A 14,257-nucleotide genomic window follows, 5' to 3' on the forward strand; every position below is an offset into this window, starting at 1 on the left:
GGCCCCGGCCGCCACGCCCAGGCAGGGGCGCGGGGAACCGCGGGGCCAGTTGCGACGGATCCGCGGTTCCCGACGGCGATCGGCCTCCCCGAACGGCTACGCCTCCCGGCGCACCTCGATCACCCGGAACCGGTTCGCCACGAACGCCCCGTCGCACAGGGCCGCGTTGGCCGCCGGGTTTCCGCCCGAGCCGTGGAAGTCGGAGAACGCGGCCGTCTGGTTGACGTAGACCCCGCCGACCAGGTTCAGCGACAGCTGGACGGCCTCCTCCAGGCAGACCTCCTCCACGGCGCTCTCCACGTCCGGGTCGACGGTGTACGCGCCGACCGTCATCGCGCCCTTCTCCCGGACCGTGCGCCGCAGCAGTTCCACCGCGTCGGAGGCCGAGTCGACGGCGACCGCGAAGGAGACCGGCCCGAAGCACTCGCTCATGTACGCGGCCTCGTCGTCCGGCTTGGCGCCGTCCAGCTTCACGATCACCGGGGTGCGGACGACCGCGTCCGGGAACTCCGGGTTGGTGATCTCCCGGGAGGGGAGGGCGACCTCGCCCAGTCCGGCGGCGGCCTCCAGGCGGGCCTTGACGTCGGGGTTGACGATCGCGCCGAGCAGCGCGTTGGCGCGGGCGTCGTCGCCGAGCAGGCCGTCGACCGCGCGGGCGATGCCGGACACCACCTCGTCGTAGGTCCGGGGTCCTTCGTCGGTGCGGATGCCGTCGCGGGGGATCAGCAGGTTCTGCGGGGTGGTGCACATCTGGCCGCTGTACAGGGAGAGCGAGAACGCCAGGTTGGAGAGCATCCCCTTGTAGTCGTCGGTCGACTCGACCAGGACCGTGTTGACACCGGCCTTCTCGGTGTACACCTGGGCCTGCCGGGCGTTGGCCTCCAGCCAGTCGCCGAAGGCGGTGGAGCCCGTGTAGTCGATGATCTTGATCTCCGGGCGGGTGGCGAGCGTCTTCGCGATGCCCTCGCCGGGGCGTTCCGTCGTCAGTGCCACCAGGTTCGGGTCGAAGCCGGCCTCGGCGAGCACCTGGCGGGCGACCTGCACGGTGAGGGCGAGCGGCAGTACCGCGCGCGGGTGCGGCTTCACCAGGACCGCGTTGCCCGTGGCGAGGGAGGCGAACAGGCCCGGGTAGCCGTTCCACGTCGGGAACGTGTTGCAGCCGACGACCAGGGCGATCCCGCGCGGGACCGGCTTGAAGGTCTTCGTCAGCGCGAGCGGGTCGCGCTTGCCCTGCGGCTTGGACCACTCGGCCGTGTCGGGGGTGCGGACCTGCTCGACGTACGCGTAGGCCACCGCTTCCAGGCCGCGGTCCTGGGCGTGCGGGCCGCCCGCCTGGAACGCCATCATGAACGCCTGGCCGCTGGTGTGCATGACCGCGTGCGCGAACTCGTGCGTCCGGTCGCTGATCCGCTTGAGGATCTCCAGGCACACCACCGCGCGCGCCTCCGCGCCCGCGTCGCGCCACGCGCGCTGGCCGGACTTCATGGCGGGCAGCAGTGTGTCGACGTCGGCGTGCGGGTAGGTCACGCCCAGTTCGATGCCGTACGGGGAGACCTCGCCGCCCAGCCAGTCGTCGGTGCCGGGCTGGCCGAGGTCCACGCGCGTGCCGAGGAGGGCGTCGAAGGCGGCCTTGCCGGCCGCCGCGTCCAGGCTGCCGTGCTCGCCGTAGGCCTTGGGGTGCTCGGGATGGGGGGACCAGTAGGCGCGGGTGCGGATCGCCTCCAGGGCCTGGTCAAGCGTGGGCCGGTGCTTGGCGATCAGCTCGTGCACGGTGAGTTCGGCGGTCATGCGGGACCAACTCCTCGTCTGATGAGCTCCCCTTCGAGCTCATGACCTGGGCGGAAACGGCCGGACAGGGTTAGAGTAACCGAACGATCGGTCGGGACAAGGGGGCCTGCCGCATCTGTGGAAATCCCCGTGCGGGAGGATCGCGGACATGACAGCACTCGACCTCAGCAGCCCCGTGGGGGTCGCCGGCGCCGGCACCATGGGCCAGGGCATCGCCCAGGTCGCACTCGTCGCGGGCCATCCCGTCAGGCTGTACGACGCCGTGCCCGGACGGGCCCGGGACGCCGCCGCGGCGATCGGCGCCCGTCTCGACCGGCTGGTCGAGCGGGGCCGCATGACGGGCGCCGACCGCGACGCGGCCCGCGCCCGGCTGCTGGCCGCCGGGGAGCTCACCGAGTTCGCGGACTGCACGCTGGTGGTGGAGGCCGTCCAGGAGCGGCTGGAGGTCAAGCAGGAGCTGTTCCGGGCGCTGGAGGACATCGTCGACGGCGACTGTCTGCTGGCGACCAACACCTCCTCCCTGTCGGTGACCGCCATCGGCGGCGGCCTGCGCGGCGCAGCCCGGCTGGTGGGCCTGCACTTCTTCAATCCGGCTCCGCTGCTGCCGCTGGTCGAGGTGGTCTCCGGGTTCGCCACCGACGTCACGTCGGCCACGCGCGCGTACGAGACGGCCCGCGCCTGGGGCAAGACGCCGGTCGCCTGCGCGGACACCCCCGGCTTCATCGTCAACCGCATCGCGCGGCCCTTCTACGCCGAGGCGTTCGCGGTCTACGAGGCGCAGGCCGCGGACCCGGCCACCATCGACGCGGTACTGCGTGAGAGCGGTGACTTCCGGATGGGCGCGTTCGAACTGACCGACCTGATCGGCCAGGACGTCAACGAGTCCGTCACGCACTCCGTGTGGCAGGCCTTCTTCCAGGACGTCCGCTTCACGCCCTCCCTGGCCCAGCGCCGGCTCGTCGAGTCGGGTCACCTGGGCCGCAAGACCGGGCATGGCTGGTACGACTACGCGGACGACGCCGAGCGCCCCGAGCCGCACACCGCCGAGCCGGCCGACGCGCCCTCCTACGTCGTCGCCGAGGGCACCATGGGCCCGGCCGCCGAACTGCTCGCGATGATCCGCGAGGCGGGCATCCAGGTCCGCGAGGAGGACGAGGACCACGGCACCCGGCTGGTCCTGCCCAGCGGCGGCCAGCTGGTCCTCGCCGACGGCCAGACCTCGGTGGAGTTCCGGGACGTCGTCTACTTCGACCTGGCGCTCGACTACCGCCGCGCCACCCGCGTCGCGCTGTCCGCGGGACACGACACCCTGCCCCGGACGCTCAGCGAGGCCGTCGGTCTCTTCCAGGCGCTCGGCAAGCAGGTCAGCGTCATCGGTGACGTGCCCGGCATGATCGTCGCCCGCACGGTCGCCCGGATCATCGACCTCGCGCACGACGCCGTCGCCAAGGGCGTCGCCACCGAGGAGGACATCGACACCGCGATGCGCCTGGGCGTGAACTACCCGCTCGGCCCGTTCGAGTGGAGCCGCCGCCTGGGCCGCGACTTCGCCTACGACCTCCTCGACGACCTGCACCTGCGCGACCCGAGCGGCCGCTACGCGCCCTCCCTCGCGCTCTATCGCCACGCGTACGCCACCGAGAAGCGGGAGGGCGCCTCATGACCACCGCCAAGCGCGACACGTACACCCCGGAGACCCTGCTCTCGGTGGCCGTGCAGGTCTTCATCGAGCGCGGTTACGACGGCACCTCCATGGAGCACCTCTCCAAGGCGGCCGGCATCTCCAAGTCGTCCATCTACCACCATGTCTCCGGCAAGGAGGAACTGCTGCGCCGGGCCGTCAGCCGTGCCCTGGACGGCCTGTTCGGGATCCTCGACGAGGAGCACGCGCGCGTGGGGCGCGCGGTGGACCGCCTGGAGCACGTCGTACGGCGCATGGTGGAGGTGCTGATCACCGAACTGCCGTACGTGACGCTGCTGCTGCGGGTGCGGGGCAACACCGACACCGAACGGTGGGCGCTGGAGCGGCGCCGGGACTTCGACCACCGGGTGGCCGACCTGCTGAGGGCGGCCGCCGCCGACGGGGACGTGCGCGCCGACGTCGAGGTGCGCCTCGCCACCAGGCTGGTCTTCGGCATGGTCAACTCGATCGTGGAGTGGTACCGCCCGGACGGGCGCGGCTCGACCGAGCGCGAGGTCTCCGACGCGGTGGCGCGCCTGGTGTTCTCAGGGCTCCGCGCGGCCTGACCCGGGTGCCCGGCCTCAGCCGCCCGGCCCCAGGTCCTCCTCCTCGAACACCAGCAGCGTGCGGGTGCTGAGCACCTCCGGGATCGCCTGGAGCCGGGTCAGCACCAGCTCGCGCAGTGCCCTGTTGTCGGGCGTGTGCACCAGCAGCAGGACGTCGAAGTCCCCGCCCACCAAGGCGATGTGGTCGGCGCCCGGCAGCTGCCGCAACTCCTCGCGCACCGTGCGCCAGGTGTTCTGGACGATCTTCAGCGTGATGTAGGCGGAGGTGCCGTGGCCGGCCCGCTCATGGTCCACGCGGGCGCCGAAACCGCGGATCACCCCGTCCTCGACGAGCCGGTTGATACGCGCGTAGGCGTTGGCGCGCGAGACATGGACCCGTTCGGCGACCGTCCGTATCGAGGCCCGGCCGTCCGCCTGGAGGATCTGCAGGATGTCCTGATCAATGGCGTCCAGCGGGCGGGCGGGCGGCAGCCCCGCACTGTCCCGCGGCCCCTCGGCCATTTGTTCAGGTGGCATGTCCCCCCGCCTTCCTGTTATGGACGTACTGCATTCATTCCAGGTTGTGGAGAACCGTTTGTCCACAGCCTGGAGCCGCCTGTAGCCAAAATGTGCTGACGACCGAACAATCGGTAGGTGAGACGGGTCACAGCCGGTCCGTCTCCTGTAGCCACCCCCACGAGGAGGTGCCGTCATGACGGTCCTGGAGCAGCGCGGCGCATACCGCCCGTCGCCGCCGCCCGCCTGGCAACCCCGGACGGACCCCGCGCCCCTGCTGCCCGACGAGCGGCCGTACCGCGTCCTCGGGACCGAGGCGGCCGCCAAGGCCGACCCGGAGCTGCTGCGCCGGCTCTACACCCGGCTGGTGCACGGCCGCCGGTACAACACACAGGCCACCGCCCTCACCAAGCAGGGCCGTCTCGCCGTCTACCCGTCCAGCACCGGCCAGGAGGCCTGCGAGGTCGCCGCCGCGCTCGCCCTGGAGGAGCGCGACTGGCTCTTCCCCAGCTACCGCGACACCCTCGCGGTCGTCGCCCGGGGCGTGGACCCCGTGGAGGCGCTCACCCTGCTGCGCGGCGACTGGCACACCGGCTACGACCCCCACGCCCACCGCGTGGCTCCGCTCTCCACCCCGCTCGCCACCCAGCTCCCGCACGCGGTCGGCCTCGCCCACGCGGCCCGGCTCAAGGGCGACGACGTGGTCGCGCTCGCCATGGTCGGCGACGGCGGCACCAGCGAGGGCGACTTCCACGAGGCGCTGAACTTCGCCGCGGTCTGGCGGGCCCCGGTCGTCTTCCTGGTCCAGAACAACGGCTTCGCCATCTCCGTCCCGCTCGACAAGCAGACCGCCGCCCCCTCCCTGGCCCACAAAGCCGTCGGATACGGGATGCCGGGCCGCCTGGTCGACGGCAACGACGCGGCCGCCGTGCACCAGGTCCTCTCCGACGCCGTGCGGCACGCGCGCGAGGGCGGCGGTCCCACCCTGGTCGAGGCGGTGACCTACCGCATCGACGCCCACACCAACGCCGACGACGCCACCCGCTACCGGGGCGACGCCGAGGTGGACGCCTGGCGCGACCACGACCCCATCCTGCTGCTGGAGCGCGAGTTGACCGACCGCGGCCTGCTCGACGACGACCTCGTGCGGAACACCCGCGAGGACGCCGAGACCATGGCCGCCGACCTGCGCGAGCGCATGAACCGCGACCCGGAGCTCGACCCCATGGCCCTCTTCGACCAGGTGTACGCCGAGACCACCAGCCAGCTGCGCGAGCAGCGCGCCCTGCTGCGGGCCGAGCTGGAAGCCGAGCAGGACGGCCGGGAAGGCGGCGACCGATGACGACCGTCGCCGTCAAGCCCGCCACCATGGCACAGGCGCTCAACCGCGCCCTGCGCGACGCGATGGCCGCCGACCCCGCCGTGCACGTCATGGGCGAGGACGTCGGCGCCCTCGGCGGGGTCTTCCGGGTCACCGACGGCCTCGCCAAGGAGTTCGGCGAGGACCGCTGCACCGACACCCCGCTCGCCGAGGCCGGCATCCTCGGCACCGCCGTCGGCATGGCCATGTACGGGCTGCGCCCGGTCGTGGAGATGCAGTTCGACGCCTTCGCCTATCCCGGGTTCGAGCAGCTGATCAGCCATGTCGCCCGGATGCGCAACCGCACCCGCGGCCGGATGCCCCTGCCGATCACCGTCCGCATCCCCTACGGCGGCGGCATCGGCGGCGTCGAGCACCACAGCGACTCCTCCGAGGCCTACTACATGGCCACCCCCGGACTGCACGTCGTCACCCCCGCCACGGTCGCCGACGCCTACGGCCTGCTGCGCGCCGCCATCGCCTCCGACGACCCGGTCGTCTTCCTCGAACCCAAGCGCCTGTACTGGTCCAAGGACACCTGGAACCCCGAGCAGCCGACGGACGTCGAACCCATCGGCCGCGCGGTGGTGCGCCGCACGGGGCGCAGTGCCACGCTCATCACGTACGGCCCCTCCGTGCCGGTCTGCCTCGAAGCCGCCGAGGCCGCCCAGGCGGAGGGCTGGGACCTCGAAGTCGTCGACCTGCGCTCCCTGGTGCCGTTCGACGACGAGACGGTCTGCGCCTCGGTACGGCGCACCGGGCGCGCGGTCGTCGTACACGAGTCGGGCGGGTTCGGCGGACCGGGCGGGGAGATCGCGGCCCGGGTCACGGAGCGCTGCTTCCACCACCTGGAGGCGCCGGTGCTGCGCGTGGCCGGGTTCGACATTCCCTACCCGCCGCCGATGCTGGAGCGCCACCATCTGCCCGGTGTGGACCGCATCCTGGACGCGGTGGCGCGTCTGCAGTGGGAGGCCGAGGGCTGATGGCACAGGTGCTGGAGTTCAAACTGCCCGATCTCGGGGAGGGGCTGACCGAGGCGGTGATCGTCAGCTGGCTGGTCCAGGTCGGCGAGGTCGTCGCGATCGACCAGCCGGTCGTCGAGGTCGAGACGGCCAAGGCGATGGTCGAGGTCCCGTGTCCCTACGGCGGTGTGGTCACGGCCCGCTTCGGGGAGGAGGGCGCCGAACTGCCCGTCGGCGCACCGCTGCTGACGGTCGCCGTCGGTGCGGACACCCCCGCCCCCGAGCCCGAGGGCTCCGGCAACGTTCTGGTGGGCTACGGCACCGGGGCACCCCCGGCGCGCCGCCGCCGGGCCCGCCCCACCGCACCGGACCGGGCCAACGGCACGGCCGGGAAGCCGGCCGCCGTCGAGACCGCGGTCCACGCGAGCGTGCCCGCACCGCCCCCGGTCACCGAGGGCCCCGTGCCGGTGATCTCGCCCCTGGTCCGCCGGCTCGCCCGGGACAACGACCTGGACCTGCGCCGGTTGTCCGGCTCGGGCCCCGACGGCCTGATCCTGCGCGCCGACGTCGAGGACGCCCTGCGGGTCGGTGCGGCCCGCGCCGCCACCAGGACCCCGGCCGGCCTGCCGAACTCCGCGGCGGGCACGGTGAAGGCGGGCACAGCCGGCGCCGCGGCCGCCCCGCCGCACGCCAGGTCCGGCACCCGTACGCCCCTCAAGGGCATCCGGGGCGCGGTCGCCGACAAGCTCTCCCGCAGCCGCCGCGAGATCCCCGACGCGACCTGCTGGGTGGACGCCGACGCGACCGAGCTGATGCGCGCCCGGACCGCGATGAACGCGGCGGCGGCCCCGAAGATCTCCCTCCTCGCGCTCCTCGCCAGGATCAGCACGGCCGCCCTGGCCCGGTACCCCGAGCTGAACTCCTACGTCGACGTGGAGGCCCGCGAGATCGTCCGACTCGACCAGATCCACCTGGGCTTCGCCGCCCAGACCGACCGGGGCCTGGTGGTCCCCGTCGTCCGGGACGCCCACACCCGCGACGCCGAGGCCCTGACCGCGGAGTTCGCCCGGCTGACCGAGGCGGCCCACGCCGGGAAACTCACCCCCGGCGAACTCACCGGCTCCACCTTCACGTTGAACAACTACGGCGTCTTCGGCGTCGACGGCTCCACGCCGATCATCAACCACCCCGAGGCGGCGATGCTGGGCGTGGGCCGCATCGTCCCGAAGCCGTGGGTGCACGAGGGCGAACTGGCGGTCCGGCAGGTCGTCCAGCTGTCCCTCACCTTCGACCACCGGGTCTGCGACGGCGGCACGGCGGGCGGCTTCCTGCGCTACGTGGCCGACTGCGTGGAGAACCCGGCGGTGCTGCTCAGGACGCTCTAGCCGGAGCACCCCTGCCACCGCGCCGCGCAGATCGCCCGCCCGCTATCGGTTCCCAGTGATCCACCCTCCCCCCATACTCGAAAGGTGACCGACACCGAGCCGCCGGCCTACGACGCGATCGTGTTGGCCGGCGGCGCCGCGAGACGCCTCGGCGGGGCCGACAAACCCTCCGTCCGGGTGGGCGGCCGCCCGCTGCTCGACCGCGTGCTGACGGCCTGCGCCGGAGCCCGGGACACCGTCGTCGTGGCGGCTCCGCGCCCCACCCCGCGCCCGGTCCGCTGGACCCGCGAGGACCCCCCGGGCGGCGGCCCGGTCGCCGCCCTCGACGCCGGCCTGCGTCACACCACCGCCGACCGCGCGGTCGTACTCTCCGCCGACCTCCCCTTCCTCGAACGGGCGACCGTGGAGCGGCTGTTGGCCGCCCTGCACGCCACCGGCGCCGACGGGGCCCTGCTCACCGACACCGACGGCCGCGACCAGCCCCTCGTCGCGGCCTACCGCACGGCACCGCTCCGCCACGCCCTGTCGGCCCTGGCCCGGGGCGGCGGAGACGACGGTGGAGACGACGGCGAGGCCCCCGGCCGCGGCGCCCCCGGTCTCACCGGCCTCCCCCTGCGGCGCCTGACCGCCGCACTCGATCTCACCCGTGTCCCGGACCCCCTCGCGTCCTTCGACTGCGACACCTGGGACGACATCGCCGACGCCAGGGCACGCATCAGGGAGCATGGTCACGTGTTGGATGAATGGATCTCCGCAGTCAAGGACGAACTGGGCATCGACCTGGACGTCGACACCCGCGTCCTGCTCGACCTGGCCAGGGACGCCGCGCACGGCGTGGCCCGCCCGGCCGCCCCGCTGACCACGTTCCTCGTCGGCTACGCGGCGGCGCAGGGCAATGGGGGCCCGGAGGCGGTGGCCGAGGCGGCCCGCAAGGCCGCCGCCCTGGCCGTGCGCTGGGGGGAGGAGGCGAACGCCGCCGGGCAGTCCGCTTCCGGGAAGGCCGCCCCCGGCTCCGGGCCCGGCCGGTGACCGGCCCCGGTATCCGGGTCGGAGAGTCCGCCGGGGGCACCGACGACGATCTCGACGTCGAGGAGGCACTCGCCCTCGTGAGAGAACCCAGGGAGCCCAGGGAGTTCGGGGAGGGCGCCGCCGGCCGGACGCCGCCCGTCGCCCAGGACGCGCACGCCCACGGCGGCCCCTCGGCGCACCAGCACCGCGCCACCCCCTGGCCCCAGGCCCGTGAGACCGCCGCCCGCGCCGCCCGCTCCGGTGCCCGCCGTGCCCCCGTCTCCGTACCGCTGGCCGAGGCCCTCGGTCTGGCCCTGGCCGCACCGCTCAACGCGCTGACCGACCTGCCCTCCTTCGACACCTCCGCGATGGACGGCTGGGCGGTGGCCGGCCCCGGACCCTGGGACGTGCGCGACGAGGGCGTGCTGGCCGGACACGCACAGCCCGAGCCGCTCATCGACGGCGAGGCGGTACGGATCGCCACCGGCGCCCGGATCCCGGCGGACACCACCGCCGTGCTGCGCAGCGAACACGGCCGTACCGACACCCAGGGCCGGCTGCACCCCACCCGTGAGGTCGTGCACGGTCAGGACATCCGGCCGCGCGGCCAGGAGTGCCGCAGCGGTGACCAGTTGCTGTCGGTCGGGACCCTGGTCACCCCGGCCGTCCTCGGCCTCGCCGCGGCCGCCGGATACGACAGCGTCACGGTCGTCCCCCGCCCCCGGGCCGAAGTCCTGATCCTCGGGGACGAGCTGATCACCGAAGGGCTCCCGAGCGAGGGACGCATCCGGGACGCGCTCGGCCCGATGCTGCCGTCCTGGCTGCGTGCGATCGGCGCCGAGGTGATTGCCGTACGCCGGCTCGGCGACGACGCCGAGGCCCTGTACAAGGCGATCACCTCGTCGAGCGCCGATCTCGTGGTCACCACCGGTGGCACCGCGTCCGGCCCGGTCGACCATGTGCACTCCACCCTGGAACGCATCGGGGCCGAGCTCCTCGTCGACGGCGTCAAGGTCCGCCCGGGCCACCCCATGCTGCTGGCCCGCACCCAGCAGAACCAGCACCTCGTGGGCCTTCCCGGCAACCCCCTCGCCGCAGTCTCCGGCCTGCTCACCCTCGCCGAACCCCTGCTGCGCACCCTCGCGGCCCACCCGGCCCCCGAGCCGTACGCGGTGCCCCTGGCGGAGGCGACGCACGGACACCCGTACGACACCCGGCTCATCCCCGTCGTCCTGCGCGGTGACGCGGCCGTCCCGCTGCACTACAACGGCCCGGCGATGCTCCGTGGCATCGCCGCCGCCGACGCGCTCGCGGTCGTACGGCCGGGCGGGGCACAGCGGGGTGAGGAGATGGAACTCCTCGACCTGCCGTGGGCGGCCGCCGGGATCGAGGTGTGTTTCACGTGAAACTTCCGGGTCATGACGCCATCGCCCGCCAAGCGGACGAACATCTGGTGACCCAGCGGGTGAAACTCCCGTCGAAAGTGGTGGAGCGCCCGATCCGCCAGGTCAGCAAACGACTGTCTCTGGCCCTGCTGGTGCTGGTCGCCACCGCCTTCATCGTCTATGCCGACCGCGACGGCTACAACGACACCTCGGACGGCAGCATCGACCTCCTCGACGCCTTCTACTACGCGACCGTCACCCTCTCCACCACCGGATACGGCGACATCACCCCGGTCAGTGACGCCGCCCGGCTGACCAACATCTTCGTCATCACGCCGCTGCGCGTGCTGTTCCTGATCATCCTGGTCGGCACCACGCTCGAAGTCCTCACCGAACGCACCCGGGAGGAATGGCGCCAGAACCGCTGGAGGTCCGCCTTGCGGGATCACACCATCGTCGTCGGCTTCGGGACGAAGGGGCGCTCGGCGGTCCAGACCGTCTGTGTGTCCGGGCTGAAGGCGGAGCAGGTGGTCGTGGTCGACCCCAGCGCCAAGGCGATCGAGGCGGCCACCGCGGAGGGGTACGCCGGGGTGGTCGGGGACGCCACCCGCAGCGAGGTGCTGAAACGGGCCGAGGTGCAGCGGGCCCGGCAGATCATCATCGCCACCCAGCGGGACGACACGGCCGTGCTGGTGACCCTGACCGCCCGGCAGCTCAACAAGGGCGCGAAGATCGTGGCCGCCGTCCGCGAGGAGGAGAACGCGCCACTGCTGAAGCAGTCCGGCGCCGACGCCGTCATCACCAGCGCCAGTGCCGCCGGACGCCTGCTGGGGCTGTCCGTGCTCAGTCCGGCCGCCGGCATGGTCATGGAGGACCTGATCCAGCAGGGCACCGGCCTTGACCTGGTGGAGCGCCCGGCGGTCAAGGCCGAGGTCGGCAAGACCCCGCGCGAGACGTCCGACCTGGTGGTAAGCGTCCTGCGCGGACACCGGGTCCTCGGCTACGACGACCCGGCCGTCGGCACCATCCAGCCGACGGACCGGCTGATCACGATCGTGCGGGCCTCCCCGGGCAACAGGACCGCCCCGGACATACGGCCGCTGCCCCGGGCCTGACCGCGACATACGGCCGCTGCCGCGGGCCTGACCGGAGGCGTGGGCGGCCGGGCTGGGGGTAGCGTCGGCCGCATGTATGCGATCACGATTCCCGAACCTGGTGGGCCCGAGGCGCTGGTGTGGGACGAGGTCCCCGATCCGGTGGCCGGGGAGGGCGAGGTGCTGGTCGAGGTGGTGGCCAGTGCCGTCAACCGCGCCGACATCCTGCAGCGGCAGGGCAACTACTACCCGCCGCCGGGTGCCTCCGCCTATCCCGGCCTGGAGTGCTCCGGCCGGATCGTCGAGGTCGGCCCCGCGGTCTCCGGCTGGTCGGTCGGCGACGAGGTGTGCGCACTGCTCGCGGGCGGCGGCTACGCGCAGAAGGCCGCCGTCCCGGCCGGACAGCTGCTGCCGGTGCCCGCGGGCGTGGAGCTGAAGCAGGCGGCCGCGCTGCCCGAGGTGGCCTGCACGGTCTGGTCCAACGTCTTCATGATCGCCCACCTGCGCCCCGGTGAGACGCTGCTCGTGCACGGCGGCTCCAGCGGCATCGGCACCATGGCCGTCCAGCTGGGCAAGTCGGTCGGGGCCAAGGTCGCGGTCACCGCGGGCAGCAAGGAGAAGCTGGACTTCTGCGCGGAGCTCGGCGCGGACATCCTCGTGAACTACCGCGACCAGGACTTCGTCGCCGAGGTGCGGCAGGCCACCGACGGTGCCGGGGCCGACGTCATCCTCGACAACATGGGCGCAAGCTACCTGGACCGGAACGTGCGGGCCCTCGCCGTCAACGGACGGCTCGCGATCATCGGTATGCAGGGCGGGGTGAAGGGCGAGCTGAACATCGGCGCCCTGCTCGGCAAGCGGGCCGCGATCAGCGCGACCTCGCTGCGCGCGCGCCCGCTGGCCGAGAAGGCGGCCATCGTCGCGGCCGTGCGGGAGCACGTGTGGCCGTTGATCGAGGGCGGTCATGTCCGGCCGGTCGTCGACCGGGAGATGCCGATGGCCGAGGCGGCCGAGGCGCAGCGGCTGGTGGAGGCCAGCGGGCACATCGGCAAGGTACTCCTCGTCGCTCCCTGAGCCGTCGCCCCCGGGACCCGGCGGCTAGAGGGCGTGTTGCGAAAGTCCCGTCTGCCGTGCGACGCCATGCACGCACTCTCGCCGCACCGGGCGAAAGCCCAGGTACATCCAGTACGAGGACTTCCGCCCGGCACGACGGGAGCACGCACCTGACGCCGCACGGCCCGCCCTTCGGGCGAACGACGGGACTTTCGCAAGACGCCCTAGCTCCGCCGCACCCGCAGGGCGACGAAGGCGAGGCCGAGGCCGAGGCCGATCAGGACCAGGCCGCTGCCCAGCGGAAGGATGTGCAGGACGGGCTCGGAGGAGTCCTCCTGGCCGGGGGCCACGGCCTGGTGGGCGGGGTACTGCTGGGGCGCGCTGGGCACCGGGCCGGTGCCCCGGGACGGCTGCGCCGCCACGGTGCGGGCCGGGTTCGGGGCAGCCGTCTCGTCGCCGGGCTCGTCTTCGTACTCGTCCTGTTCCTGCCCCTGGACAGCCGCCGCCGGGCCCTGGGGCCGTCCGGGCCGCAGCCTCCCCTCGCCGGCCAGGGTGCCGGCCCGGGACGGCTCGGCGGAGACCGAGGGGCTCGCGGGGGGCGAGGGAGCCGTCTCCGGATCCCGGGCGACCACGGGCCCGGGGTCGTACGCGACGGCTGTGCCGCAGGGCAGCAGCACCGTCGCGAGGGCGAGCAGCAGGCGGAGCAGCGCGAGCCGTACGCCGCCGGAGGTGGATCGCGGCCTTGGAGTCACGTCGGTGACCTCCCGGAACACAGTCGTCAGAGCCGACGATCACCAGCCTCACATCCGCCGGCAGGCCCGGCATGTCTGATTCGGCCGATGGGTCTATGCCCGGCCGGGGCGGCCGGTCAGGGTGGATCAGCTCCGACGGGGGGCACCACGGTGGTGAGATGTACCGGTGCGAGAGAATGGCGGCATGGAGATGCCGAGGAACGAACGGTCGCCCGAGAACCCCCAGATCCTGGTCGTGGGCCAGGACGGGATGGCGCTCGGTGGCGGCAACGGGGACGAGGACTCCCGCGAGATCCCGGTGACGGAGATGGTGGAACAGCCCGCCAAGGTCATGCGGATCGGCAGCATGATCAAGCAGCTCCTGGAGGAGGTGCGCGTGGCTCCTCTCGACGAGGCCAGCCGGGTCCGGCTGAAGGAGATCCACGCCAGCTCCGTCAAGGAACTGGAGGACGGTCTGGCCCCGGAGCTGGTGGAGGAGCTGGAGCGGCTCTCGCTGCCCTTCACCGACGACGTGACCCCGACCGACGCGGAACTGCGTATCGCGCAGGCCCAGCTGGTGGGCTGGCTGGAGGGCCTCTTCCACGGGATCCAGACGACCCTGTTCGCCCAGCAGATGGCCGCCCGCGCCCAGCTGGAGCAGATGCGCCGGGCACTGCCGCCGGGCGTCGGCCACGAGGGCGAGGAACACGGACCGGCGGCCGGCCGCTCCGGGGGACCGTATCTGTGAG

At 73.1% G+C, this 14,257-nt stretch carries 13 protein-coding genes; 10 read left to right on the forward strand and 3 right to left on the reverse strand.

All coding sequences use genetic code 11. The features are described 5' to 3' along the window. Positions 1 to 96: 96 nt before the first annotated feature. A complete protein-coding gene (paaN, locus tag ACZ4O3_RS19140) occupies positions 97 to 1,788 on the reverse strand; it encodes a phenylacetic acid degradation protein PaaN (protein ID WP_467723115.1) in 1,692 nt (563 codons plus the stop codon). 148 nt (positions 1,789 to 1,936) lie between these two features. Here paaN and ACZ4O3_RS19145 point away from each other — a divergent pair, with 148 nt between their 5' ends. After that, positions 1,937 to 3,451, forward strand: coding sequence for a 3-hydroxyacyl-CoA dehydrogenase (locus ACZ4O3_RS19145; RefSeq protein WP_467723117.1), 1,515 nt, complete (start codon positions 1,937 to 1,939; stop codon positions 3,449 to 3,451). Continuing rightward, positions 3,448 to 4,035 (forward strand): TetR/AcrR family transcriptional regulator, encoded by a 588-nt coding sequence (locus tag ACZ4O3_RS19150; RefSeq protein ID WP_362721125.1) that lies wholly within the window; start codon positions 3,448 to 3,450, stop codon positions 4,033 to 4,035. Before ACZ4O3_RS19145 ends, ACZ4O3_RS19150 begins: the two co-directional genes overlap by 4 nt. A gap of 15 nt (positions 4,036 to 4,050) precedes the next feature. On the opposite strand, the gene ACZ4O3_RS19155 is transcribed toward ACZ4O3_RS19150, so the two are convergent. Further along, the gene (locus ACZ4O3_RS19155; protein ID WP_467723262.1) at positions 4,051 to 4,536 is read right to left on the reverse strand and encodes an Lrp/AsnC family transcriptional regulator; all 486 of its coding nucleotides are present in this window, start codon (positions 4,534 to 4,536) and stop codon (positions 4,051 to 4,053) included. 190 nt (positions 4,537 to 4,726) lie between these two features. Between ACZ4O3_RS19155 and pdhA the strand changes: the two genes are divergently transcribed. From pdhA to ACZ4O3_RS19190, 7 genes are all read left to right on the forward strand, one after another. Then, positions 4,727 to 5,872: a pyruvate dehydrogenase (acetyl-transferring) E1 component subunit alpha gene (gene pdhA / locus ACZ4O3_RS19160; protein WP_362721128.1), complete on the forward strand. Its 1,146-nt coding sequence runs from the start codon at positions 4,727 to 4,729 to the stop codon at positions 5,870 to 5,872. Then, positions 5,869 to 6,873 carry an alpha-ketoacid dehydrogenase subunit beta gene (locus ACZ4O3_RS19165; protein WP_467723119.1) on the forward strand — a complete coding sequence of 335 codons (1,005 nt, stop codon included), beginning with the start codon at positions 5,869 to 5,871 and terminating at the stop codon, positions 6,871 to 6,873. Before pdhA ends, ACZ4O3_RS19165 begins: the two co-directional genes overlap by 4 nt. After that, entirely contained in the window at positions 6,873 to 8,237 is a 1,365-nt protein-coding gene (locus ACZ4O3_RS19170) for a dihydrolipoamide acetyltransferase family protein (protein WP_362721133.1), read from the forward strand. Before ACZ4O3_RS19165 ends, ACZ4O3_RS19170 begins: the two co-directional genes overlap by 1 nt. Positions 8,238 to 8,321: 84 nt before the next feature. Then, positions 8,322 to 9,266, forward strand: a complete 945-nt coding sequence (locus tag ACZ4O3_RS19175) for an NTP transferase domain-containing protein (protein ID WP_467723121.1) — start codon at positions 8,322 to 8,324, stop codon at positions 9,264 to 9,266. Next, a complete protein-coding gene (locus ACZ4O3_RS19180; RefSeq protein WP_467723123.1) occupies positions 9,263 to 10,651 on the forward strand; it encodes a molybdopterin molybdotransferase MoeA in 1,389 nt (462 codons plus the stop codon). Before ACZ4O3_RS19175 ends, ACZ4O3_RS19180 begins: the two co-directional genes overlap by 4 nt. After that, positions 10,648 to 11,745: a potassium channel family protein gene (locus ACZ4O3_RS19185; RefSeq protein WP_467723125.1), complete on the forward strand. Its 1,098-nt coding sequence runs from the start codon at positions 10,648 to 10,650 to the stop codon at positions 11,743 to 11,745. Before ACZ4O3_RS19180 ends, ACZ4O3_RS19185 begins: the two co-directional genes overlap by 4 nt. Before the next feature lie 72 nt (positions 11,746 to 11,817). Next, the gene (locus tag ACZ4O3_RS19190; protein ID WP_467723127.1) at positions 11,818 to 12,798 is read left to right on the forward strand and encodes an NAD(P)H-quinone oxidoreductase; all 981 of its coding nucleotides are present in this window, start codon (positions 11,818 to 11,820) and stop codon (positions 12,796 to 12,798) included. Between the two features lie 203 nt (positions 12,799 to 13,001). Here ACZ4O3_RS19190 and ACZ4O3_RS19195 read toward each other — a convergent pair whose 3' ends face one another. Next, positions 13,002 to 13,529: a hypothetical protein gene (locus ACZ4O3_RS19195; protein WP_467723129.1), complete on the reverse strand. Its 528-nt coding sequence runs from the start codon at positions 13,527 to 13,529 to the stop codon at positions 13,002 to 13,004. 184 nt (positions 13,530 to 13,713) lie between these two features. Here ACZ4O3_RS19195 and ACZ4O3_RS19200 point away from each other — a divergent pair, with 184 nt between their 5' ends. Then, positions 13,714 to 14,256, forward strand: coding sequence for a bacterial proteasome activator family protein (locus tag ACZ4O3_RS19200; protein ID WP_362726213.1), 543 nt, complete (start codon positions 13,714 to 13,716; stop codon positions 14,254 to 14,256). Position 14,257: the final 1 nt, after the last annotated feature.

The sequence above is a fragment of the Streptomyces sp. NPDC026515 genome, assembly GCF_055567595.1.

Bases quoted from the DNA above. Each gene is read 5' to 3' on its own strand.
- paaN (WP_467723115.1), bottom strand. From the start codon at position 1,788: ATGACCGCCGAACTCACCGTGCACGAGCTGATCGCCAAGCACCGGCCC.
- ACZ4O3_RS19145 (WP_467723117.1), top strand. From the start codon at position 1,937: ATGACAGCACTCGACCTCAGCAGCCCCGTGGGGGTCGCCGGCGCCGGC.
- ACZ4O3_RS19150 (WP_362721125.1), top strand. From the start codon at position 3,448: ATGACCACCGCCAAGCGCGACACGTACACCCCGGAGACCCTGCTCTCG.
- ACZ4O3_RS19155 (WP_467723262.1), bottom strand. From the start codon at position 4,536: ATGGCCGAGGGGCCGCGGGACAGTGCGGGGCTGCCGCCCGCCCGCCCG.
- pdhA (WP_362721128.1), top strand. From the start codon at position 4,727: ATGACGGTCCTGGAGCAGCGCGGCGCATACCGCCCGTCGCCGCCGCCC.
- ACZ4O3_RS19165 (WP_467723119.1), top strand. From the start codon at position 5,869: ATGACGACCGTCGCCGTCAAGCCCGCCACCATGGCACAGGCGCTCAAC.
- ACZ4O3_RS19170 (WP_362721133.1), top strand. From the start codon at position 6,873: ATGGCACAGGTGCTGGAGTTCAAACTGCCCGATCTCGGGGAGGGGCTG.
- ACZ4O3_RS19190 (WP_467723127.1), top strand. From the start codon at position 11,818: ATGTATGCGATCACGATTCCCGAACCTGGTGGGCCCGAGGCGCTGGTG.
- ACZ4O3_RS19200 (WP_362726213.1), top strand. From the start codon at position 13,714: ATGGAGATGCCGAGGAACGAACGGTCGCCCGAGAACCCCCAGATCCTG.